This window comes from Halanaerobium saccharolyticum, assembly GCF_004362045.1.
Lineage (GTDB): Bacteria > Bacillota > Halanaerobiia > Halanaerobiales > Halanaerobiaceae > Halanaerobium > Halanaerobium saccharolyticum_C.
This window is the reverse complement of record NZ_SNWX01000007.1, coordinates 61953-85398: the sequence shown is the minus strand read 5'-3', so window position 1 is coordinate 85398 and position 23446 is coordinate 61953. Positions and strand designations below refer to the sequence as shown.

At 36.6% G+C, this 23446-nt stretch carries 22 protein-coding genes; 21 read left to right on the top strand and 1 reads right to left on the bottom strand.

Translation table 11 applies throughout. The features are described from left to right. Positions 1-5: 5 nt before the first annotated feature. The 17 genes from cobJ to DFR79_RS06375 all read left to right on the top strand — a co-directional run bounded on the left by cobJ (position 6) and on the right by DFR79_RS06375 (position 15959). Entirely contained in the window at positions 6-749 is a 744-nt protein-coding gene (gene cobJ / locus DFR79_RS06455; protein WP_133514682.1) for a precorrin-3B C(17)-methyltransferase, read from the top strand. Beyond that, a complete protein-coding gene (gene cobK / locus DFR79_RS06450; RefSeq protein ID WP_133514681.1) occupies positions 746-1531 on the top strand; it encodes a precorrin-6A reductase in 786 nt (261 codons plus the stop codon). Before cobJ ends, cobK begins: the two co-directional genes overlap by 4 nt. 2 nt (positions 1532-1533) lie before the next feature. Beyond that, on the top strand, positions 1534-2598 hold the full coding sequence (locus DFR79_RS06445) for a cobalt-precorrin 5A hydrolase (RefSeq protein ID WP_133514680.1): 1065 nt from the start codon (positions 1534-1536) through the stop codon (positions 2596-2598). Beyond that, positions 2591-3973 carry a cobyrinate a,c-diamide synthase gene (locus DFR79_RS06440; RefSeq protein WP_133514679.1) on the top strand — a complete coding sequence of 461 codons (1383 nt, stop codon included), beginning with the start codon at positions 2591-2593 and terminating at the stop codon, positions 3971-3973. Before DFR79_RS06445 ends, DFR79_RS06440 begins: the two co-directional genes overlap by 8 nt. Beyond that, a complete protein-coding gene (gene cbiB / locus DFR79_RS06435) occupies positions 3966-4925 on the top strand; it encodes an adenosylcobinamide-phosphate synthase CbiB (RefSeq protein WP_432207094.1) in 960 nt (319 codons plus the stop codon). Before DFR79_RS06440 ends, cbiB begins: the two co-directional genes overlap by 8 nt. Before the next feature lie 101 nt (positions 4926-5026). Next, positions 5027-5995: a GHMP kinase gene (locus DFR79_RS06430; protein WP_133514677.1), complete on the top strand. Its 969-nt coding sequence runs from the start codon at positions 5027-5029 to the stop codon at positions 5993-5995. Continuing rightward, positions 5922-7016: a threonine-phosphate decarboxylase CobD gene (gene cobD / locus DFR79_RS06425; RefSeq protein WP_133514676.1), complete on the top strand. Its 1095-nt coding sequence runs from the start codon at positions 5922-5924 to the stop codon at positions 7014-7016. The genes DFR79_RS06430 and cobD overlap by 74 nt, the downstream gene beginning before the upstream one ends. Before the next feature lie 29 nt (positions 7017-7045). Further along, positions 7046-7639: a bifunctional adenosylcobinamide kinase/adenosylcobinamide-phosphate guanylyltransferase gene (gene cobU, locus DFR79_RS06420; RefSeq protein ID WP_133514675.1), complete on the top strand. Its 594-nt coding sequence runs from the start codon at positions 7046-7048 to the stop codon at positions 7637-7639. After that, entirely contained in the window at positions 7636-8385 is a 750-nt protein-coding gene (gene cobS, locus DFR79_RS06415; RefSeq protein ID WP_133514674.1) for an adenosylcobinamide-GDP ribazoletransferase, read from the top strand. Before cobU ends, cobS begins: the two co-directional genes overlap by 4 nt. A gap of 81 nt (positions 8386-8466) precedes the next feature. Further along, positions 8467-8964: an ECF transporter S component gene (locus tag DFR79_RS06410; RefSeq protein ID WP_133514673.1), complete on the top strand. Its 498-nt coding sequence runs from the start codon at positions 8467-8469 to the stop codon at positions 8962-8964. Between the two features lie 3 nt (positions 8965-8967). Then, the gene (locus DFR79_RS06405) at positions 8968-9708 is read left to right on the top strand and encodes an AIR synthase related protein (RefSeq protein ID WP_133514672.1); all 741 of its coding nucleotides are present in this window, start codon (positions 8968-8970) and stop codon (positions 9706-9708) included. A 118-nt stretch (positions 9709-9826) separates the two neighbouring features. Continuing rightward, positions 9827-10759 (top strand): hydroxymethylbilane synthase, encoded by a 933-nt coding sequence (gene hemC, locus DFR79_RS06400; RefSeq protein WP_166637993.1) that lies wholly within the window; start codon positions 9827-9829, stop codon positions 10757-10759. Between the two features lie 87 nt (positions 10760-10846). Next, entirely contained in the window at positions 10847-12433 is a 1587-nt protein-coding gene (gene cobA / locus DFR79_RS06395) for a uroporphyrinogen-III C-methyltransferase (protein ID WP_133514670.1), read from the top strand. Between the two features lie 44 nt (positions 12434-12477). Beyond that, complete coding sequence (gene hemB, locus DFR79_RS06390; RefSeq protein ID WP_133514669.1) at positions 12478-13449, top strand: porphobilinogen synthase; 972 nt, start codon at positions 12478-12480, stop codon at positions 13447-13449. A gap of 38 nt (positions 13450-13487) precedes the next feature. Next, a complete protein-coding gene (locus tag DFR79_RS06385) occupies positions 13488-14117 on the top strand; it encodes a DUF374 domain-containing protein (RefSeq protein ID WP_133514668.1) in 630 nt (209 codons plus the stop codon). 97 nt (positions 14118-14214) lie between these two features. Continuing rightward, positions 14215-15516: a glutamate-1-semialdehyde 2,1-aminomutase gene (hemL, locus tag DFR79_RS06380; RefSeq protein WP_133514667.1), complete on the top strand. Its 1302-nt coding sequence runs from the start codon at positions 14215-14217 to the stop codon at positions 15514-15516. Next, positions 15516-15959 carry a sirohydrochlorin chelatase gene (locus DFR79_RS06375; protein ID WP_133514666.1) on the top strand — a complete coding sequence of 148 codons (444 nt, stop codon included), beginning with the start codon at positions 15516-15518 and terminating at the stop codon, positions 15957-15959. Before hemL ends, DFR79_RS06375 begins: the two co-directional genes overlap by 1 nt. 60 nt (positions 15960-16019) lie before the next feature. Here DFR79_RS06375 and DFR79_RS06370 read toward each other — a convergent pair whose 3' ends face one another. Continuing rightward, positions 16020-16838 carry an aldo/keto reductase gene (locus DFR79_RS06370; RefSeq protein ID WP_133514665.1) on the bottom strand — a complete coding sequence of 273 codons (819 nt, stop codon included), beginning with the start codon at positions 16836-16838 and terminating at the stop codon, positions 16020-16022. Between the two features lie 205 nt (positions 16839-17043). On the opposite strand from DFR79_RS06370, the gene DFR79_RS06365 reads away from it, so the two are divergent. The 4 genes from DFR79_RS06365 (at position 17044) to DFR79_RS06350 (ending at position 23386) form a co-directional block, all read left to right on the top strand. Next, positions 17044-18426, top strand: coding sequence for a DUF2254 domain-containing protein (locus tag DFR79_RS06365; RefSeq protein ID WP_133514664.1), 1383 nt, complete (start codon positions 17044-17046; stop codon positions 18424-18426). 89 nt (positions 18427-18515) lie between these two features. After that, positions 18516-19037 (top strand): type 1 glutamine amidotransferase domain-containing protein, encoded by a 522-nt coding sequence (locus tag DFR79_RS06360; protein WP_133514663.1) that lies wholly within the window; start codon positions 18516-18518, stop codon positions 19035-19037. Positions 19038-19110: 73 nt separating this feature from the next. Further along, a complete protein-coding gene (locus DFR79_RS06355; RefSeq protein WP_133514662.1) occupies positions 19111-21858 on the top strand; it encodes a cation-translocating P-type ATPase in 2748 nt (915 codons plus the stop codon). Positions 21859-21931: 73 nt separating this feature from the next. Continuing rightward, complete coding sequence (locus DFR79_RS06350; RefSeq protein ID WP_133514661.1) at positions 21932-23386, top strand: GntR family transcriptional regulator; 1455 nt, start codon at positions 21932-21934, stop codon at positions 23384-23386. Positions 23387-23446: the final 60 nt, after the last annotated feature.

Here is a 23446-nt window from a genome sequence, read left to right as displayed (position 1 = left end):
TATAATTGTCAGCAGCAAAAAAATTATATGTAATCGGGATTGGTCCTGGTTCTATAGAAATGATGAGCAGGAAAGCATTTTCTATCTTAAAAAAAGTCGAAGTTATAGTGGGTTATAAAAGTTATATAAAACTTGCGGCAGAAATTATTTCAGAAGAACAGGAAATTTATCAGAGCGGAATGGGGGCCGAAAAAAAACGAGTAGTAAAAGCAATTGAATCTGCCTTGAATGGTAAAACTACGGCGATTATCAGCAGTGGGGATGCCGGGGTTTACGGGATGGCAGGTCCGGTTTTAGAATTAGTTGATAAAAGAAATTTGGATTTAGAGGTAGAAATTATTCCTGGAATTACAGCAGCCAATGCAGCTGCAGCTGTGCTCGGAGCACCGCTGATGCATGATTATGCAGTAATCAGCCTCAGTGATATTTTAACTCCCTGGGAAGTAATAGTAAAAAGGTTAAAAGCAGCTGCAGAATCAGATCTAATTACAGTACTCTATAATCCCCGCAGCAGCAGAAGAAAAAAACAGTTAAAAATTGCCCGCGAGATTTATTTAAGTCATAGAGATAAGTCTACTCCGGTCGGGATTGTACGCAATATTGACAGAGAGGGTGAGAATATTATAATTAGTGATCTACAAAACTTACCTCTTAAAAAGGTTGATATGCTGAGTACAGTAGTAATTGGTAATTCTCAGACTTATGCTGCTGGTGGCAAATTAATAACTCCAAGAGGATATAATTTATGATTTTAGTTACTGCAGGAACTTCTGATAGTTATCAGCTGATTGAGAGTTTAATAAATGAGGGAGAAAATTTAATTGCTTCTGTTACCACAGATTATGGGAAAGAGTTAATTAAAGAAAAATTTGGGATTAGAGTTATAAAAAAAAGAATGGATAAGAACGATCTTTATAATTTAATTAGGAAAGAAAAAATTTCATTGGTGGTAGATGCAACTCATCCTTTTGCAGAAGAAATAACTGAAAATGCAGTTAAGGCTGCCGCAGAAGCTGGAATAAAATATATCCGCTATCAAAGAAAAAAGATGGATTTGAGTCAGTATCAGCAGCCTGCTGCCAGAATAATAAAAGCAGCGGACTATAAACAGGCTGCTCAGAGAGCAAATGATTTTGAAAGAATATTTTTAACAACCGGCTCCAAAAATATAGAAATTTTTATCAATGAAATTACCAATTTTGAAGCCAGATTATTTATGAGGGTCATGACTTTCCCGGCCTTTATTCAAAACATCATAGATCTCGGTCTGCCGCCGGCAAATATTATTGCACTGAAAGGGCCATTTACTAAAGAATTTAATCGAGCCTTATTTAAAGAATATGCGGCAGATGTAATAGTCACTAAAGCCAGTGGAGCCAGCGGCGGCTTAAAGAGTAAAATTGAGGCTGCGGTTGAACTGGGAATAGCAGTTATTGTAATTCAGAGACCTCAGATAGAATATCCTTTAGTTTTTAATGAAGTTGTTAATTTGATAGAATATATTAAAGCCAGTTATAAAGCAGAGGTGTAATTATGCTCAAAGAAAAAAATACGGCAGTGATAGTGCTGACTCCGGCCGCGAAAGAGATTGCTCTAAAGTTAAAAGCAGAATACAGGCATCTGGATTTATATCTCCCGGCTAAACTGGATAAGGAAAATGAAAACAGTTTTAGCTTTACTTCATTGAGCAGTTTAGCGGCTAAAATCTTTAAAGAATATGATGCTTTAATCTTTATTATGGCTCTGGGAATAGTTGTCCGTATTATTGCACCTTTACTGGAAAGTAAAAAGAGTGATCCGGCAGTGCTGACAGTCGATGATACAGCTCAGAATGTAATCAGTACTCTCTCCGGTCATTTAGGAGGAGCCAATCAATTGACAGCAGAGATAGCAGAGTTTTTAAAGGCCAGACCGGTAATTACTACTGCAACTGACTGTAATAATCAGCTGGCAGTAGATCTCCTGGCGCAGAGATTGGACTGTAAAATAAAACCCTTTTGCAGATTAAAAAAAGCGAATGGAGCTCTTCTGTTTGGAAGAGACCTACATATTTTTAGTGATTATAAAATTAAGATTGAAGCAGATGATAGGATTAAAATATATTCTCTGGAGCAGCTGCCAGAGATCAGAAACAGTCAGGCTTTTGAGGTTATAATTTCTAATCAAAAGTTTAACCTGCAGGAAAATCAATTGCAGTTAATTCCCAGAAACATTGTGCTTGGTATTGGCTGCCGCAAAAATACCGCTGCTGCAGATATCAGGAGCGCGCTGGACAGCCTGTTAGCAGAGTTAAATTTACTGCGGGCAAGTATTAAAAAAATAGCAACCATTGATTTGAAGAAAGAGGAAGCGGGGATCCGGGAGCTGGCAGCAGAAAACAGCTGGCCCCTGGAAATTGTGCCGGTAGAAGAAATTAAAGAAATAGAAGCTGATTTAGAGATTAAAAAATCTGATTTTGTAAAAAAAATAACCGGAGCAGCAGCTGCAGCATCTCCGGCTGCAATTCTGGCCTCAGCTGCCGGGAAGTTAATAGTAGATAAGAAAAAATATGAGGGAATAACTCTTTCAGTTTTTGAGGAGGAAGTTACTGATGAATAATAAAATAGTCATTGCTGGCAGCCGCAGTGGGGTTGGCAAAACAACTCTTGCGTTAGGCTTAATGGCAGCACTTAAAAAGCGGGGACTAAGGGTTCAGCCTTTTAAAGTGGGACCTGATTATATAGACCCCGGTTTTCACACTTTAATCTGTGGTAGGAATTCTTATAATCTGGACAGCTATTTTCTGGGTGCTGCTGGAGTTAGAAGGACTTTTTTGAAAAATAGTCAGCAGGCTGATATTTCTATAATCGAAGGAGTAATGGGGCTTTTCGATGGTAAGGGGAAAGATTCGGTCAGCAGTACAGCCGAGATTGCTAAAACTATAAAAGCACCTGTTATTTTAGTTATTGATGCCCGTAAAGTTGCTCAGAGTGCAGCTGCCCTGGTCTATGGCTACAAAAATTATGATCAGGATTTAAATCTTAAAGGTGTCATAATAAATAATGTCAGCAGTGCTCATCACTTTAAACTTTTAAAAGAAGCAGTTACAGCTAAAATGAGTGATCTAAAAATTCTGGGTTACCTTCCCAAAAATCAGGATCTAGAGCTGCCGGAAAGACATTTAGGTCTGGTACCAGTTTCTGAAAGCCGGGAACTTGAAATTTACACTCAAAAATTGATCGGACTGCTGGAAGAATATATTGATCTTGATGGGGTAATAGAAATTTCTGAATCAGATAAGGTAGTAGAGGTTGATTCTACTGCTGATTTCAAGCCTGAATTTAAAAATGAAATTAAAAAAGAGAAAATAAAGATTGCAGTTGCTCTTGATCAGGCTTTTAACTTTTATTATCAGGAGAATCTTGAGCTTTTAAAGGCGGCAGGAACAGAAATTGTTGAAGTTAGTCCCTTAATGGACAGCCAACTGCCAGAAGTGGATGCAGTTTATATTGGAGGGGGCTTTCCCGAGAGTTTTCTGCAAGAACTGGCTTCAAATAAGGAGTTTAAAAGTGATTTAAAAGAAAAAATAAATGAGGGTCTTCCTATTTATGCAGAATGTGGAGGCTTAATGTATCTCAGCAGTCGGGTAAAAGATTTTGAGGGGAAGGAATATCAGATGCTGGATTTAATTCCAGCTGAAATTGAAATGACTTCAAAACTGCAGGAAATGGGATATCGAGAAATTGAAGCAGTCAGTGACAATCTATTATTAAATAGGGGAGATAAAGCCAGAGGCCACGTTTTTCATTATTCAAAAATCAGTAAAATTGAGGGGAATGTAAAGAAAAATTATAGTTATCGAAAAACTGAAGAGGGATACAGTAGTCTGGAGAATATTCTGGCATCTTATGTTCACCTTCACTTTGCCTCCAATCCGGAATTAGTGAAGAATTTTTTGCTAAAAGCTTTAGCCTATAAAAAGAGTGGTGCTTAATTTGGAAATTTTAGTGATTTTATTTATTGCTTTAATGATTGATTTAATTATTTCCGACCCGGACTGGATTCCGCATCCGGTTGTGATGATAGGATCTCTGATCAGCTGGCTGGAAAAATATTTACTAAAAAATGAGGATAGTCCCCTGAGAGCAAAATTTAAGGGTGCAATTTTAGTAATTATTGTCCTGGGATTAAGTTATTATCTTACATCTCTGCTTGTTGACCTGTCAGCACAGTTAAATCAATATTTTGCTTACGTGCTGGATCTAATTCTGCTGAGTTTAACGCTAGCCCTGAAAGGTCTGATTGATGCCGGTAAAAAAGTTTACTCTGCATTAAAAAATAATGATTTAGAGCTGGCACGAAAAAAAGTGAATCTAATTGTCGGCAGAGACTGCAGTCAGAGCAGTAAGCCGGAAGTGATTAGGGCAGTGTTGGAAACTCTGGCTGAAAATACCTCAGATGGAATCCTGGCACCTGCTTTTTATTATCTCATAGGGGGACTGCCCCTGGCAGTAACTTATAAGGCAGTAAACACTATGGATTCGATGCTGGGCTACAAAAATAACAGGTACATTAATTTTGGTTTTGCGGCAGCCAGAACTGATGATCTTTTCAATTATCTTCCGGCCAGGATTACAGCACTTTTAATGACTGCAGCTTCCTTTCTACTTCGATATAATTTTAAAGGAGCCCTAAAGACAGTACTAAATGATGCCTCCAAACATCCCAGTCCCAATGCTGGTTATCCCGAAGCAGCAGCAGCGGGAGCTCTTTCTCTCCGCTTTGGGGGAGTCAATTATTATCACGGTCAAAAGAGTTTTAGAGCCTATATTGGTCAGCAAAATAAAAGGTTTGAGCTGGATGATATTTTAAAGTTAAAAATGTTGATTTATTTTACAGTAGCTTTATTTTTTATATCTGCTGCGGCTATCTTTGCTTTAATTTAGAAATCCTACTAAATTGGAAACCATAAAAACTACTATCCGGGAGATGTCTTAACTGTAATTTTTTCAAACTATTAATTTGTGTTAAGAAAGGAGAAATGATTTTGCAGCAGGTTACTGTTAGAGTTCCGGGCAGCTGTGGAGAGCTGCTGCAGGGCAGTATAGATGATCAAGATTTTTTGATTTCCTGTCCGATAAATTTATATAGTCAGGTCAGTGTTCATTTTACAGAAGCTGAAAAAAGAGTGATTATCAATAAAAACAATTTCAGTGCAGAAAGTACTTTTAAGACAAAATTTGCCGTTAAAAAATTATTGGATTACTATAATTTCAAACAAAAGAGTATTAAAATCAATTTGACTTCTCAATTAATAACTGGAATTGGAATGGCTTCCTCTACAGCAGATATAAGTGCTGCCCTTGCTGCAGTAATGCTGCTTTTGAAAAATAAGGTTGAGTTTAAACTTTTACAAAAGATCTGTCTTGGGCTGGAGCCAACCGATGGTGTTTTTCTGGACGGAATAAGATTTTTTGATCATTTAGAAGGTCAACAGAATTATTTTATTGCCGGGGCACCTGAGCTGGATATTCTGCTGCTGAAAGAAAAAGGAACTGTGGATTCTTTAGAATTCAATCAGTCAGAAAAACTGGCAAATCTAAATAAAAGCAAAGAAGAAAATACAAAAAAGTCTTTTCAACTAATAAAAAAGGGACTGATAGATAATAATTATCAGCTGCTGGGAAGAGGTACTACGCTAAGTTCTCTGGCACATCAGAAAATTCTTTTTAAAGAAAACCTGAATAAATTATTGAAGATAGTTAAGGGACGGAGACATGTTTATGGTGTCAATATTGCCCACAGTGGAACCATAATTGGGATTTTAGTCGCAAAAGATTTTGCAGCAGAAAAACTGCTCAAAGAAATCAAAATGGAAACAAAACTTGAATATTTACAGAGAGTCAAAATTATTTCAGGTGGAATAGAGAGGAGGGATCAGTTTGGAACACCAACATGGAGGAAAATTAATTGCAGCAGCACGGGAAAACAATCTAAATCCGGATCAGATTATTGATTTTAGTGCCAATATAAATTTTATGGGGCCACCGGCTTCAATTCTGGAAGCAGTCAGAGCTAATGTGAATAAGATAGAAAATTATCCCGAAATCAATTCAAAAACTTTAAAAAAGCTGATAGCAGAAAAACATGGACTTGCTCCAGAACAGGTAACTGTTGCCAATGGAGCAGCGGAGATGATCTATCAGCTGAATAAAGTTTTGAGGCCGAAGCAGGTTATGGTAATTGATCCAACTTTTTCGGAATATCAGCTGGCAGCAGAGTCAGCAGGTGCGGAGATTAAACATTTTAAATTAAAAAGTTCAGCTAATTTTATGCCTGATTTAGAAAATCTAAAAGCAGAATTAAATAGGGACCTTGATTTACTGTTTATCTGTAATCCTAATAATCCAACTGCTCACTTACTAAAAGCAGATGAATTGGAAACGGTAATTCAGAAAGCGGCTGAAAATGAGATAATTGTGGCAGTCGATGAAGCTTTTATAGACTTTTTAACTGAACCAGGTCAATATTCAACAATAAAGCTGCTGGATAGTTATGATAATTTAGTAATTCTCAAATCGATGACCAAACTTTTTGCTATCCCTGGTTTAAGGTTGGGCTATGCTGTAACAAATAAAGATTTAAGTTTAGAGTTGGAAGCAAAAAGGGATCCCTGGTCTGTCAATTATTTTTCGCAGCTGGCAGGAGAAATAATTTTTTCCGATAATGAGGAGATAGTCGACTATGTTAAATTGAGCCGCAAAAAAATTGCTGTTGAGAGAAAGTTTTTATATCAAAAGTTAAAAGAATTTGAAAATCTAAAAGTTTACAGGCCAACAAGCAACTATATTTTTATTGATATTTCAGCAACAGATTACAGTTCTGCTGAATTAAAGCAGGAACTTGTCAGCTCAGCTATTTTAATTCGAAATTGTGACAGTTATCAGGGACTGCAGGATGACTATATTAGAGTAGCTGTTAAAGCAAGAGAAAAAAACGAGATTTTAATTGAAAAGCTGAAGAGTATCTTGGGCTGAAATATAGAGACTAAAGTGAGGTGGAAAATATGGGAATTATTTTAATTCAGGGTGGTGCCAGAAGCGGTAAAAGCAGCTATGCTGAGCTGATTGCTAAAAAGATTGGGGGGCTGGATGTAATTTATCTGGCCAGTGGAGTTGTTACCGATCCGGAAATGGAATTGAGGATTAAAAAACACCGACAGCAGCGTCCGGATCAGTGGCAGACAGTAGAAGAAGCTTACAATATCAGTTCTTATTTAAAAGATGCAGCTAAAAACAAAACAATTTTATTTGACTGTTTAACTACCTATCTGGGTAATCTGATTTTTAAGAAGCAGGACTATGACTTTGTCAAAATGGAAGCAGAGATCCTGGAAGAAATAGAAATGATTTTAAAAATTGCCCGCAGAAAAGATCTAAATCTAATTATTGTTCAGAATGAAACTGGAAAAGGAGTAGTGCCGGCTTCAAAAATGGGTAGAGATTTCAGGGATATTTCGGGGAGAGCAGCCCGGCTGGCAGCAGAATATGCCGAAAAAGTTTATCTGGTCCAGTCCGGTCTGCCGCTGGAGATTAAAGAAAGAGGGCTAAAAAATATTCAGGAATATATTTCAGAATCTGGGGAGGTCAGAGTACTTTGAGAAAAGTTATCAATAATTTCTTAACAGCTTTAACCTTTATGAGCCGGATTCCTGTTAAAATAAAGGAGACGTCAGAATTAAAGCTCAACTATTTTCCTCTGGTGGGACTGCTGCTGGCCGTGATTATTATTCTGGCTGAATATTTTTTGTCATTTATTTTTGGCTTAGAAATTAGAGCTTTCTTACTTTTAATAATTTATATTTATCTGACAGGAGCACTACATCTTGACGGCCTGGGAGACTTTGCAGATGGTTTTTTTGCCGGTAGAGATCAGGAGAAGACTATAAAAATTATGCATGATTCTAACTCGGGGATTTTTGCACTGGTAACTTTAATTTTGATTTTAGCTCTGAAATTTTTACTCTTTAAGGAACTTTTACTTAGAGATAGTTTTCAGGCAGTAATAATTATGGCCGTACTGGTCCGCTATCTGCTGGGATTTGTAATAATTTTTGTTGAACCAGCTGAGAGCAGTCTGCTGGCCGGTGGCTTAAGTAAAAGGTCGGAAACTATTGATTTGTTTTCCAGTACCTTAACCACAGTTTTTATTTTTTTTATTTACTTTTATTTTACAGAGTCGATTTTTCTATATCGATTATTATTAGCCTTAGTTTTAATTTTATTTTTAATTATTTATCTTGTCCGCTGGAGCCGCAAAAAATTGGGCGGAATTACAGGGGATATTTACGGAACAATTATTGAATTAGGAGAAATAATTTTTCTTTTAACTCTGGCTGCATTTTAATTGCTTAAGGGAAGCTTTAATTTGTATTTTAAAGGTGATAAATTTTAGTTAATACATATTATAACATGGGGGATGATTAAAATGAAAAAAATAACTTCAGCAACAAGTAAATACTTAAAGACATCACTTCTGGTAAAAATAGCAATGCTGGTATCTTTATCTGTAGTCGGATCATATATCAAATTTCCGGGACCGGTAGGGAGTATTGCTCTTGATTCTCTGCCCGGTTATTTAGGAGTTATAATCATTGGCGGGCCTGCGGGTGCTCTGGTTCTGGCTTTAGGTCACCTGCTTTCTGCTCTCAATTCGGGCTTTGTGCTGGGGGCAATTCATTTTTTAATTGCTCTGATAATGGGAATCTGTGGCCTGATATTTTCTAATTTAATTAAGAAGAATATTTATTTAGCTGTAGCAGTTACCACTTTTGTTAATGGAGTAGTTTCGGCAGCTGTTTTAATTCCCTTTTTTGGGATGCCATTTTTTTATGGAACGGTTCCAGTTTTGACAACCGCCTCCTTTGTTAACATCTTACTGGCAGTTATTATTGCTAAATATTTAAAAGATAAGGTGGCAAGTTAAGAAATGAAAAGAATAAATAGCCCCCGAGATATATCTCTGCTGCAGATTAATAAAGAAGAAGTACTGGTTATTGCTTGTGATTCTGCAGGTGGACTGGGTCAAAAAACTCAGGATCAGATTAAGGTTTCCAATAGAATCCTGGGCAAATATACGGTTAAGGTTCCCTTAATGGAGGTTATATCGGTGGGAGCTGAGGTAATCACAGTGGTTGATAATCTGGCGGTAGAATATGAGCCAACTGGTAGAGAAATTATAGCAGGAATCAAAGAAAATCTGGCTTTGATTGATAAATGTGAGTGCTTAAATGGGAGTACAGAAGAAAATATTAAGACGGTCCAGACTGCTTTAGGAATAACAGTGATTGGGAAAACAAATCTAAAAACATTAAATAGATATACTTCTTCTCCGAAAAACAATATAATTGCAGCAGTTGGTTTACCTCTTGTTGGAGAAAAATTACTTCAAAATAAATCTCAAGCAGTAAATTTTGATAAGTTTCTGCAGCTTAAACAATTAAATTATGTTGATCAGTTTTTACCTGTCGGTTCTAAAGGGATTTTGTATGAGGCCAGAATTCTGGCAGCAGAAAATAATTTCGATTTGAGATTAATAGAGAGTGAGCCTGATTTAGAGAAGTCAGCCGGGCCGGCAGCAGTTGTTTTGTTGAGCTTAAAGGAAGAAGATTTTTCTAGACTAAAAAAAGATATAGAATTGCCTTTAAATAAAATCGGCAGACTTATTTAGATAAAAAAATATTTTTGTATGGAAACTATAAATTTCTCAGTCCTAATTTTGCATTTAAGCACCTTTCTGTTATAAAATTAAGAAAATAGAAGTAAATTAAGGAACAGGGATGATTAAATTGAAGAAAAACTATATTATAGGAACTCGCAACAGCAATCTGGCCTTAAAACAGTGTCAGATAGTAAAGGAAAAACTGCAGAATAAATTTCCGGAAGTAGAATTTGAGATCAAAGAAATTTCGACAACCGGTGATCGCGAAAGAGATAAAAAGTTTTCTGAGATAAATGGGGAAGGTATTTTTGTGAGAGAAATAGAGATAGCTCTGCTGGCTGGAGAAATTGATCTGGCGGTCCACAGTTTTAAGGATTTACCGACTAAGCTGCCTGAAGACTTAGAAGTGGCAGCTGTTATTGATCGGGCCAACCGACTGGATGTTCTTGCCGGAGCAGAAAAGAAGCTGGCGGAACTACCCGGAGGAGCAAGACTGGGAACAGGCAGTTTGCGCCGCAAATCACAGCTTCTGGCATACCGTTCTGATCTGGAGATTGTTCCGATTAGGGGAAATATAGAAACAAGATTAAAAAAGATTGAAACTCAAAATCTGGCTGGTGTGATTTTAGCTGCAGCTGGACTGGAACGGTTGGGACTTCAAGCTCAGATTACAGAATATTTATCAACTGAGATCTGTCTTCCCGCTGCCAGACAGGGAGCAGTAGCAGTAGAAATCAGAAAAGAGAGTACCGGGCTTAAAAGGATTCTAAAAGAGACTGAAGCACAAACTACAGCTCTGGAAGTCTGGGCAGAACATGCATTTTTAAAAGAAATGAAAGCTGGCTGTCATGCACCTCTGGCAGCAGAGGCAGTAATTGAAGATCAGAAATTAACTTTAACAGCTGCCGCCGGAGAACTTGACGGCAGCAGAATAATCAGAAGAAAAGTTAGTACAAAAGATTTAAACTTAAATTCTGTTCAAAAGCTGGGGCGAAAGCTGGCCCGGGAAATTAAGGCAGCTGGGGGAGCAGAAATCCTGGCCAATCTGCAGGATAATTAATTTTAAGCTGAAAGAAGAATATTGAGGATTCTCAATAAAAGAATTATAGTGACAGATAAGAGGAGCATAAAAAAAGGAGCATAAAAAATGGAAGCAAAGGTGTATTTAACCGGAGCCGGTCCTGGTGATCCGGCTCTTTTAACATTAAAAGCTAAAAAAGCAATTGAAAAAGCAGATGTTGTTTTATATGATCGCCTGGCAAATAAGCGCTTTTTGGAATATGCTGATAGTGAAGCAGAAAAAATTTATGTTGGCAAAAAAGCAAAAGATCACCACTATACTCAGGGTGAAATAGAAGCCCTGATGGTCGAAAAAGTTAAAGCTGGAAAAACTGTCTGCCGTCTGAAAGGAGGCGATCCTTTTGTTTACGGCCGCGGAGGTGAAGAAGCCTTAAAATTAAAAGAGGCGGGAATTGATTTTGAAATCATTCCCGGAATCAGTTCTTCCCTGGCAGTACCACTTTATGCTGGAATTCCGCTGACTCAGAGACATCTGGCTTCTTCTTTTGCTGTGATTACCGGACATGAGGCGGCTGATAAAGAAGAGAGTACAATTGAAATCGAAAAAATTGCAGCAGCTGTGGATACCCTGGTAGTATTAATGGGAGTCGGTAAACTGCCCCAGACTGTAGAAAGAGTTTTAGAGGCAGGTAAATCTCCCGAGACACCTGCTGCTCTGATTCGCTGGGGCAGCCGCTCCCAGCAGCAGACTATAACCGGGACTCTGGATAATATTGTAGAGAAAGTTGAGGCTGCTGATTTTAAGCCGCCAGCAGTAATTGTAATTGGTGAGGTTGTTAATTTAAGAAAAAAGCTGGGCTGGTTTGAAAATAAAAAACTGCTGGGAAGAAATATTCTGGTCACCCGCCCCCGGGAACAGGCAGCTTCTTTTGTAGATCTGATAGAGGCTGAAGCCGGTAATGCAGTTTTAGCCCCCACCATAAAAATAAAGGAAGCTCAAAACGGTGAAGCCCTGCAAAAGGCAGTTAATAATTTAGCAGAATATACCCATTTAATATTTACTTCAGTAAATGGAGTTAAATATTTTATGCAGTCTCTGGAAAGTCAGCAGCTTGATTTAAGAGCGCTGGCCGGAATTAAAGTTATGACTATTGGTTCTAAAACGGCAGCGGAGTTAAAGCAAAATGGTATCAGAGCAGATTTTATACCGGATGATTATTCAACAGCAGGAATTTTAGAATATCTAGAGAAGCTTGAAAGTGAGAACAAAATTAATCTCAACCAGGCTTCATTTTTACTGCCGCGGGCTGATATTGCACCACAGCTGCTGGAAGAAGAACTTAAAAAGCTGGGGGCGAAAGTTAATAATGTTGAGGCCTACAGAACAGAGCCAGTAAAATTGGAAGCTGAAATTTTTGAGCTGCTTTTAAATAATGAACTTGATTTATTAACTTTTACCAGTTCCTCGACTGTTGAAAATTTTGTCGGGGGAATAGAAAAATTAATTGAAAATAAAAATCAAATTTTAGAGCTTGAAACAGCAGAAAAGATTAGTGATCAGCAAATCTGGCGACAGTTAAAAGGAATTCCGGCCGCCTGTATTGGCCCGGTGACAGCTGATAAAGCCAGAGATTATGGGCTTAATGTTAAAATTGCGGCTGCAGAATATACGATCGAAGGCTTATTTGCTGCTATTTTTAAATATTATTCCTGATGAAAAGCAAATAAATAGTATTATCTTAGAGGAGGTAGATTTAAATGAATTTAATAAATAGACCACGGCGGCTGCGCAGTTCTCAAAGCATTAGAGATTTAGTTAGAGAGACAAATTTATCTGCTGCAGATTTTGTTAAGCCCTTATTTGTAGTTCAGGGAGAGAATGTTCGAGAAGAAATTCCTTCCATGCCTGATAATTATCATTTATCCCTGGATCAGCTGCTAAAAGAAGTTGAGAGGCTGATAGATCTGGGAATCAGAGCAGTTATACTTTTTGGACTGCCTGAATACAAAGATGCAGAAGGTTCCAGCGCCTGGCAGCAGGATGGAATAGTCCAGGAGGCTGTACGCAGTCTAAAGAATAAATTTCCGGAACTGCTGGTAATCACTGATCTCTGCTTATGCCAGTATACAGATCACGGCCACTGCGGTATCTTAGAATCAGGTAAGGTTAAAAATGATGCGACTTTAAGCAGACTGGCCAGGACTGCAGTTTCCCATGCAGAAGCAGGAGCAGATATGATTGCCCCTTCGGATATGATGGATGGTAGGGTAGCCAAAATCAGACAGGCTCTAGATCAAAATGGATTTACTGAAGTAGGAATCATGGCTTATTCTGCCAAATATCATTCTGCTTTTTATGGTCCTTTTCGTGATGCAGCGCATTCAGCTCCAGGTGAAGGTGACCGCAGCAGCTATCAGATGGATGCTGCTAATTCCGATGAAGCCTTGAGAGAAATGAAACTGGATATTGAAGAAGGTGCCGATATTATTATGGTTAAACCTGCCTTATCCTATCTGGATATTGTTCAGAAAGCCAGTGTTAACTTTAAGCTGCCAATTGCAGCCTATAATGTAAGTGGAGAATATGCCATGGTTAAAGCGGCAGCAGAAAAGGGCTGGGTTGATGAGAAAAGTGTTGCTTTAGAAATTTTAACCTCAATTAAGAGGGCGGGAGCAGATATTATCATTACATACTGGGCTGACAGTGCTGCTCGCTGGTTAAATGATTAACTTAAAATTGCAAAATAATAATTAGTAGAGGTGTTGCTATGGAAGTCTTAACTCAGCTCAAAGAAAAAATTGTAAGTGCCTGTTTATACTATTATATAGATTTTGTTTATCAGACCAGCAAAATAGAAAAAAAGGGGAATCTCGAATATCTGGAATCAGAATATCCGGAGAAATTTGTTGTCTTTATCTGGCATGGTGACAGCTACTGTTATTATCCTTTTTTAAAGGGGAAGCAGCTAAATATTGTTACAACCAAAAATAAACGGGGAGGGGTAGTCAGCAGAATTAGTAAGCACTTTGGCTATGACGTAATCAGACTGCCCGATCTGGCCGGTGGTGGCAATTATATTTTTCAGCTTAAAAGTCAGATCAATAAAAAGAACAATGCCAATCTGGTACTTTCAGTTGATGGACCTACAGGTCCCGAGCATGAAATTAAAGATTTTGCGCTGATTATGGCCCTTTTTTCAAAAAGAAAAATTGTACCTTTAACTATTAAGGCAAAACACAGTTTGACATTGAAAAACAGATGGGATAATTTTAAAATTCCACTGCCTTTTAATGAAATAAATATTAGAGTAAATGATTCTTTTGAGGTAAAAAAAGAGGACAGGAAAGAAGAATTTAAAACTTTAAAAACGGAAATAAAAAAAGTGATGCAGAGATAGTAAAAACTTAAGTAAAGACTAATCAGAAATTGGGTTAAAAATTAGGGAGCTTAACTTTTATATTTTCAAGAATGTTATCAGTTAGGGAGTGTTTTTTATGAGTGATCAGAGAAAAAAATCAGTAAAAGCTTTTAAGAGAGCTCAAAAGGTAATTCCGGGTGGAGTTAACAGTCCGGCCCGGGCTTTTTCGGCTGTGGAAATGGATCCAATTTTTATCGAAAAAGGAGAGGGTGCCTATCTTTATGATATCGACGGTAATCAGTACCTGGATTATGTTAATTCCTGGGGGCCAATGATCCTGGGTTATAATCCACCTCAGGTAATAAAAAAGTTAAAAAAGCAGCTTAAAAAGGGAACCAGTTTTGGGGCACCGACTGAAATTGAAACTGAGATTGCGGAACTGATAGTAGATTTTTATCAGGCAGTTGATAAAGTACGGATGGTCAACTCGGGAACTGAAGCTACCATGAGTGCGATCAGGCTGGCCCGGGGTTATACAGGTAGAGATAAGATTATCAAACTAGAAGGCTGTTATCACGGTCATGGGGATAGTCTGCTGGTTGATGCAGGTTCTGGTGTTGCAACTCTAGGTATCAAAGGCAGTCCGGGTGTGACTGAAAATACGGCAAAGGAAACAATTGTAGTTCCCTATAACGATCAGCAGGCTGTAGAAAAGGTTTTTAAAGAATATGGATTTGAAATTGCAGGGATTATTTTAGAGCCGATAACCGGAAATATGGGAGTTATTGCTCCTGAGCCAGGTTATTTAGAATTTTTAAGAGAAATTACCCGTAAAAATGGCGCTCTTTTAATTTTTGATGAGGTGATGACCGGTTTTCGGCTGGCCCGGGGTGGGGCGCAGGAACTTTATGAGATTGAGCCTGATTTAAGTACTTTTGGTAAAATAATTGGGGGAGGAATGCCGGTTGGTGCCTATGCTGGTCGAGAAGAAATTATGGATTATGTTGCTCCTGCTGGCCCTGTCTATCAGGCAGGAACTCTATCGGGTAACCCAATGGCCATGCAGGCCGGACTGGCCACTTTAAAAGAGTTAAAAAACAAAAAAGTTTATTCAAAGCTGGAAAAAAAAGCAGAAAAACTGGAAAAGGGATTTAAAAAGAATATTGAAGAGCTGGAATTTCCCGCCTATTTTAATCGAGTTGGATCAATGTTTACTTTATTCTTTACTGAGCAAGAGGTTAAAAACTATCAGGATGTCAAAAATTGTGATTTAGATCTTTTTGCTGCTTACTTTAAGGAAATGATTGAACAGGGGATCTACCTGCCGCCTTCTCAATTTGAGGCAAACTTTATTTCAGCTGCTTTAAGTGAGGCAGATCTTGAAAAAACAATTACAGCCAATTATCAGGCTTTAAAAAAATTAAAGGCGGAATTATAATGAAGAGCAAAAAAGTATTAGTTGTTGTTAGTCACGGCAGTAAAAGGAAAGAAAGCAATCAGGAGTTGAAAGAGTTTATTAAAAAGATAAATCAGATTAATTCTGAAAGCAGTACAGGTGAAGCATTTGGATCTTTAGCAGTAGTTAGTGATGAAGTGGAAAAATCTGATTTAAGCGGCAGCTATGCTGAGATTAAAGGAGCCTGTCTGGAATTTGCTTCTCCCCAGCTGGAAACAGTGGTTGAAGATTTAATGGAGGAAGGATATAACCAGATTAATATTTTACCTCTTTTTATTTTTGCAGGCTATCATGTAAGAGAGGATATACCAGAGCGGATGGAGAAGCTTAAAAATAACTTTGAAGAACTTGATTATAAGATTTTAGATCATCCAGCTGCTGCTGATGACTTCGCATATTATATTTTCAAGCAGGCTATAAGTTAAGTTAGTAAGTTAAATCCGGGTACCTGGAAATAATTCCCAGGTACCCGGTACTAATAGACCTTAATAATTAAATTCTCCCCAGGCAGGATCAATAATGCGGTTATCTTCATTCAACTGATCCATTTTCTTTCTCACCTCAGCGGGTAAATCCCAGTCAAAAAGATCGAAATTGCTTTCTAAATGTTCTCTGGAACTTGCTTTAGGAATTGCCACAATATCCTTATCAATTAGCCATTTAAGAGTAAGTTTAGAAGCTGATTTATTATATTTGTCAGCTAACTCTTTAATTACATCATTTTTAAAAACCTCTCCCCTGGCCAGTGGACTGTAAGCAGTAAGTACGATCCCATTTTCCTGACAGAAATCAAGTAAGTCCTTCTGATAAAGTGTAGGATGAAATTCCACCTGATTTACAGCCACTAGATCCGGATCAATTTCTATTGCATCCTTAAGATGGTTGATAGTAAAATTACTGACTCCGATATTTTTAGCCAGACCTTCTTCCTTAACTTCTCTTAAAGCTTTAAGACTTTCTTCTAAAGGGATATCTTTATTTGGCCAGTGGATCAAAAGTAGGTTAAGATAATCAATATCCAATTCATCTAAAAATCTTTTAGCATCTGCCTTGATATTGTCATAATGTAAGTTTTCTGGTTTTATTTTAGATGTTATAAATAAATCATCTCTATCAATTCCACTTTCTTTAATTCCCTTACCTACAGCCTGATGATTATCATAACCATCTGCTGTATCAATATGATCATAGCCGATTTCAACAGCCATTTTAACAGAATCAACACATTTCTGACCTCTAAGCTGCCAGGTTCCTAATCCTAAGAGCGGCATCTGATCACCGGAATTTAATTTAACATATTTCATTTTATCAGCCTCCTATTTCTTGCTTTTTTTACGCTTTGAATTAATTATAATCAAATTAATAATTATTATCAACTTTTAATAAGAAAAAAGGATATTTAGTAATTTTGTTGAAATTTAATAGTAGAAGGTAAGTGAACAATTAGTAGAAGATAAAATTGAAGTATTGATTCTTAAACAAATATATTAGTAAAGGGATGTGGCAGTTTTGAAGGTCAAATTTTTACACAATATAGAAAATAAAATATACTTTATACCATCAATCTACGCAATCGCTGCTACTCTAGTTTCCTTAATTGTTATTTTTATTGAATATCAATACAGCGGTATTCTGGTTAAGGTACTGCCATCATATTTCTTTACTTCCTATGATTTATCAAAAACAATTTTATCTACCATAGCAGGGTCATTATTTGCCATGATTACTGTATCTTTTTCGATGATTATGGTTGTGCTGACAATGTATTCCTCCCAATTTTCACCTCGAACAATGCAGGATTTTCTAAAAAACAAGGTAACCTTAAAAGTTTTAGGAGTTTTTATTGCTGGTTTTATTTACTCAATGTTAACTTTACTTTTTATTGATGACAGTTTACAGGGTAGTGGAGAAGCAACTATTTTCTCTGCCATGATTGGTGTTGTTGTAGCAATTATCTGTCTGGGATTTTTTGTTTATTTTATCCATCATGCAGCAAATTCAGTTCAGGTAAACCTTTTGATTGAGAGTCTTAAAGAAGATGTTATCGCGATAGTAGATAAAATTGAAGCCAGAAATGACAGCAATGATCAGATTCGCAATGACCCGCCTGATAATCTCAAGGAAATGCTTGATCGGGAATTTTGTGAGCTTCATCCTGTAGAAAGTGGTTATATTCAGGTTATTTATGATATAAAATTAACCAAAATGGCAGATGAATATGATATAATTATTAGGGCTGAAAAAATGATAGGGGATTATGTAACTGAAAATACAGTTGTTTTTAAATTCTGGCAGCTAAATGAAGAGGATGAAAGATTTGAAGAAGAAAAGTTAGAAGAAATAAAAGATAAGATACGTGATAATCTGGTAATTAGTAATGAAAGAAGCAAGAATGATGATATAGAGTTTGGACTATTGAAGCTAACTGAGGTTGCATTAAGGGCGATTTCTCCGGGAATTAATGATCCCAATACAGCTATTTTTTGTATTAACCAGCTGGGATGGGTTCTATCCAGGATTGCAGTCGCTAACTTAGAAAATACTTATTATTATAATGAAAAAGATGAACTCTGCTTTATCTTAGAAGACATTTCCTTTTGGGATCTTCTTTACAAAACTTTTTATCAGCTCAGCCATTATGGTAAACAGGATGTTTCGGTTGCCGGTTCAATAATTGATGCTCTGGTAATTGTTGCCGAAGGTAGTCCGCAAAATATTAAAGAACAGGTCTGGGAATTTAGCCATTATATTCTGAACAGTTTTGATAAAGATGTATTGGTACAGGAGGATAAAAAGTTTTTAAATCACAAAATTTACCGCCTGGCAAAGGAAACAGGACATAAAGAGGAAAAAGAAAAATATTTTCAGGTTGAAAACTTTCAGATAAATTAGTAACTAATGAACTTTAAATTTATTTAAAAAATGTTATCATTATACTTAACTACTAAAAGATAACTACTAAAATAAAGAGGTGAATTAAAGTGAAATTAAAAGGAAAAAATATTGCAATGTTAATTGGCCCGGGTTATGAAGATTTAGAATTTTGGGTAGTATATATGAGAATGAAAGAAGAAGGTGCTAGTGTTGATGTAATTGGTATGGAAAAAAACAAGGAATACAGCAGTAAACACGGCTGTCTGACTAAAAAGGCAGATTTTACAGCTGCAGAGGTTTTAGATGAAGATTATGATGGAGTTTTAGTTCCAGGTGGCTGGACTCCTGATAAGATAAGAAGAGATGAGAATATTGTTGAATTAGTTCGGAAAAATTATGAAGCAGGCAAAATTATTGGTTTAATCTGTCACGCCGGTCTGGTTGGAATTTCTGCTGGAATAGTCAGTGGAAAAGCTACCGGTTCTGAAGGAATTAAAGATGATATTATTAATGCTGGGGGCAGTTGGGTTGATCAGCCAGCCTTTAGAGACGAAAATATTGTCTGGGGCAGAGTTGTTAAAGACATTCCGGATTACTGTCGAGAACTGGTTTCAGCACTGGCTGAATAGTTGAGTTTGGATTAGTTTAAATGTAATTTTGTATTATTAAAAAATTACTTCAAAACATATAAGAGGTGATCAAATGCCAGAAAAAGAGTTTTATAGAAAAAAAGCGAAAGAGGTCCTGGATGAACTTGGGTCTTCCAAAAAAGGATTAAGTCAGTCTGAGGCTCAAAAGCGGCTTGAAGAAAATGGGAAAAATGTTCTTGAAGCAGTTGAAAAAAGGTCTTTATTTATTATATTTCTGCAGCAGTTTAAAGATGTACTGGTGATCTTACTTTTGGTAGCAGCAGTAATGTCATTGTTAATAGGAAGTTATCGTGATGCATCAGTAATGTTGATGATAGCAGTACTTAACTCTGTAATTGGTTTTATGCAGGAATATAAGGCTGAAAAAATTATGGATTCTTTGAATAAATTAGTAAAATCTCCTTCCAAAGTAATTAGAGATGACCAGATCGCTGAAATCCCACAGGAAGAATTAGTTGTTGGAGATATTGTCAGTCTGGAAGAAGGGGATAAGATACCGGCTGATTTAAGAATTATCGAATCATTCAATTTAAGAACAAATGATGTTTCTTTGACTGGGGAATCAATGCCTCAGGAGAAGGAGTCCAATCATATTGAAGAAGAGAGGACTCTGGCGGATCGTGATAATATGGTCTATCTGGGAACAACAGTTGCCTCTGGTTCAGCTAAGGGTGTTGTTGTCAGAACCGGCATGGAAACTGAAATGGGTAAAATTGCTTCTATGACTCAGGAAGAAGACAAATCTCGTTCCCCTCTACAAAATGAACTTAATTCAGTAGCTAATAGGATTGGGGTTTTTGCGGTAGCAGTTGGATTCATATTGTTTGGAGTAAGCATTTACAGAGGTTATGGTCTTAATTTTGCTTTGATTTATGCACTTGGAGTAGCAGCAGCGGTTGTGCCTCAGGCTTTACCAATGCAGGTTACAGTTGCTCTTTCTCAGGGTGTTAAAAGATTGGCAGGAGAAAATGCAGTCGTCAAAAAATTATCCTCTGCGGAAACTCTAGGATCAACCAATGTTGTCTGTACAGATAAAACTGGTACTTTAACCAAAAATGAAATGACAGTTAAAAAGGTATATTTTGATGGTAGGGAGTATGGAATTACCGGGCTTGGTTATAAACCAGAGGGAAAAATTTTAAGTGAAGATGGAAAACCTCTGACTGAGGAAGAGATTGCGGAAATGGAAATTATTTTTGATGCAGCCACTATGGCTTCTAATGCAGAGATTCATGAGCCAGATGAGGAACATCAAGGCTGGTATGCAATTGGTGATCCCACAGAAGCTGCACTCATTACCCTTTCCACAAAACTTGGTACTCGTTCTCCTGATGAAGATGAAGAAAATAGGGAACTACATGAATTCAGCTTTGATTCTGATCGCAAAAGGATGAGTTCAATCAGAGAATTTGAGGATGGAAACTATCTTAAGATGAAAGGGGCATTGGGGAGTATACTATCCATTTCTAAGCATATCGTAAAAGATGGAGAAGTAGTAGAAATAACTGAAGCAGATAAAGAAAGATTGAATAAATTGAATGAAAAGTATTCTAAAGATGCAATGCGTGTTTTAGCTATTGCCTACCGCAAATTAGAAGATGATGAGACGGACTATGTTTTAGAAGAAATAGAAAAGGATGTTATTTTCCTTGGACTGGTAGCCATGATTGACCCTCCTAAAGAAGGAGTTAAAGAAGCTATTCAGGAATCACATGAGGCTCATATTGATACTTATATGATGACTGGAGATCATGCAATTACAGCTCAGGCAATTGGAAAAGAGATTAGCCTTTCACTTGATGATGAAGATGTACCTGTTTTTACCAGTGAAGATTTAGAAGAAATGAGTGAAACTGAACTGCGGCAGACTATGGAAGAAAACAGGTCCCTTATTTTCTCGCGCGTCTCACCAGAAAACAAGCTAAGAATCGTTAAGAATTTAAAAGAACAGCAGAAAATTGTGGCTGTAACCGGTGATGGAGTAAATGATGCTCCTGCTCTTAAGAGTGCTCATATTGGAGTAGCAATGGGGCAGATGGGAACAGATGTCTCTAAAGAAGCCTCAGAGCTAATATTGCTTGATGACAGCTTTCCAACCCTGGTTTATGCCATTAAAGAAGGAAGAACAATTTATAATAATTTAAAGAAAACAATACTTGCAACATTAACTGCCAATGGGGCTGAATTAACGCTGGTACTGCTTGGATTAATTGCTGCAGCACTTTTTGATCTGCCAATTCCTATTCTGGCTATTCAGATTCTGTCAATTGACTTACTGGCTGAAATTTTACCATTGACAGCTTACACTTTTGATCCAGCTTCAGATCAGATAATGAAATCACCACCGCGAAGTCAAAATGACCACATTGTTAATAGAAAAACATTTAGTAATTTTGCTTTTATGTCACTAGTAATTGGTGGTTTAGCTTATTTTAACTTTTATTCCTTTATTAATGGTCGAGTTTCTGCAGTTAGTGAAGGTGGTCGATTATATGCACAGGCCACAACTATTAGTTATTTGACAGTTGCCTGTCTGCAGTGGATAAATATTATGTCTTTAAGATATGAATATCAGAGTATCTTTTCGAAAAATTTTTTCAATAACTCAAAGATGTTATATTCTATTTTAATTTCAATTGCTCTGGTTTTAGGAGTAGTATATATTCCATTTATTAATGATTTTCTGGGGTTCGCAGGGGTAGGAATTAATCCCTGGATTAGAATTTTGATTTCCAGTGTATTATTTTTAATCTTAAATGAGGTTATTAAGTTTTTCAGACGTCGGAAAGCAAATGTATAATTTTTAAAAATATATTCAATTTAGCAGTAAATTTATTATAGAAAATATAAATTAATTACTGGAGGGAAGCAGAATGTTCGAAATTGAATTAAACAGAGATGGAGAAGAAAATCTATATACTCAGATCTATGAAGCAATTAGAGCGGAGATCCTGGCAGATAAATACACTCCGGATACTAAAATGCCCTCAATTAGAAATCTTGCTTCCCGCCTGAATGTGAATGCCGAAACAGTTGTTAAGGCTTATGATCTTTTAGCTGCAGAGAATCTTATTTATAAAAAGGAAGGCAGTGGGAGCTACATTGCTCCTGCTGCAGCATTAAAAAGTAATGGAGATGACCAGCGGTTAAGAATCTTGACCTCTAAAGCTTTTTCAGCCCCCCAAAAAATTATTGATTTTAGTGGTCCGGAAAATGGGGGAGAATTTTTGGAGGAATTTGCCTGGGATTTAATTTTTGATCGCTTTTATTCAGAATTTAAAGGGCAGAGTTTCAGGAAAATGGGAGTGCAGGAAAGCAGTTATTTTAAACTTCTGCAGGATCAATATCAGGAAATAGAAAAAACTAAATTATATTACAGTTCAGAAGAACAGCTGCATGAGATTTTAAATTCAATGATCGGTGAAAACAAAGAATTATTATTTACCAGAGCTACTGATATTTCTTTTTTTAGCTCGTTTTATGCAGAAAAATTTAAAATTTCTGGGGAACTCGAAAAAGCCCCGCCTCCAGCTGAAAAAAGTAATCTTAATTTGAGTTCTGCTGATTATGATAGTCTGATGGAATTTCTAGAAAATAATACCATTGATTATTTAATTATTAGTGATGAATCTGTAGGAGATAGTCTCTTGGACTGGAGTCTTTCAAAACTTAAATCGCTGCTTGAACTGGCACAGATGCTTAAATTTAAAGTTATAATCTATGAGTATTTTGGGCTCTATCAAAAAAATAAGAAGATTCAGGAACTATTAGAGTCAAGATATAAAAGAGAGATTATTTTAGTCCAGGACCTTAGTTCCAGAGTTTTTCCTGGTTTAGAAATAGGACTTGTCTATTTAGAAACCGAGTCTAAAAATAAGAAAAACGAGTTAAACTCAAATTTAAATAAATATATTCTCAAGCAGATAATTAAAACAAAGAAATTTTCAGCTGGAGATAATTTAATTAATAATTTATTGAGTTATTATCTTGACCATGGTTATTTAGAAAAAAGAATTAAATTTTTAAAGCAGCGTCTTAAAAACAGGAAATTACTCTTAAAAGAAGCAATTAAAGATCATTTTAGAGGAGTTGAGTCTGTAGAGACCGATTCTCTCTTTTATCTCAAACTGCAATTAAATCAAGAAATCAGCCAGCATGATTTTAAAGTTTTTGCCGAAAAAAACTCTATCCTGCTTCCTGATTATAAGAACTTTTTGAGTGCTGAAGTGAGTAATCAACTAATAATTTCAGCAGCTGCTTTAAGTCAGTTTTCGATTAAACAGGGAGTTATGGCCCTGGCAAAAATTTACTGGCAGTTTGTCAGTTAAAAAATTACTTTATATTTTTTCAATTTTTGATAGAATATAATTATAGACAATTAATTAATA

Coding starts and splice junctions, on each gene's coding strand:
- cobK (WP_133514681.1), top strand. CDS start 746: ATGATTTTAGTTACTGCAGGAACTTCTGATAGTTATCAGCTGATTGAG.
- DFR79_RS06445 (WP_133514680.1), top strand. CDS start 1,534: ATGCTCAAAGAAAAAAATACGGCAGTGATAGTGCTGACTCCGGCCGCG.
- DFR79_RS06440 (WP_133514679.1), top strand. CDS start 2,591: ATGAATAATAAAATAGTCATTGCTGGCAGCCGCAGTGGGGTTGGCAAA.
- cobU (WP_133514675.1), top strand. CDS start 7,046: ATGGGAATTATTTTAATTCAGGGTGGTGCCAGAAGCGGTAAAAGCAGC.
- DFR79_RS06410 (WP_133514673.1), top strand. CDS start 8,467: ATGAAAAAAATAACTTCAGCAACAAGTAAATACTTAAAGACATCACTT.
- DFR79_RS06405 (WP_133514672.1), top strand. CDS start 8,968: ATGAAAAGAATAAATAGCCCCCGAGATATATCTCTGCTGCAGATTAAT.
- cobA (WP_133514670.1), top strand. CDS start 10,847: ATGGAAGCAAAGGTGTATTTAACCGGAGCCGGTCCTGGTGATCCGGCT.
- hemB (WP_133514669.1), top strand. CDS start 12,478: ATGAATTTAATAAATAGACCACGGCGGCTGCGCAGTTCTCAAAGCATT.
- DFR79_RS06385 (WP_133514668.1), top strand. CDS start 13,488: ATGGAAGTCTTAACTCAGCTCAAAGAAAAAATTGTAAGTGCCTGTTTA.
- hemL (WP_133514667.1), top strand. CDS start 14,215: ATGAGTGATCAGAGAAAAAAATCAGTAAAAGCTTTTAAGAGAGCTCAA.
- DFR79_RS06375 (WP_133514666.1), top strand. CDS start 15,516: ATGAAGAGCAAAAAAGTATTAGTTGTTGTTAGTCACGGCAGTAAAAGG.
- DFR79_RS06370 (WP_133514665.1), bottom strand. CDS start 16,838: ATGAAATATGTTAAATTAAATTCCGGTGATCAGATGCCGCTCTTAGGA.
- DFR79_RS06355 (WP_133514662.1), top strand. CDS start 19,111: ATGCCAGAAAAAGAGTTTTATAGAAAAAAAGCGAAAGAGGTCCTGGAT.
- DFR79_RS06350 (WP_133514661.1), top strand. CDS start 21,932: ATGTTCGAAATTGAATTAAACAGAGATGGAGAAGAAAATCTATATACT.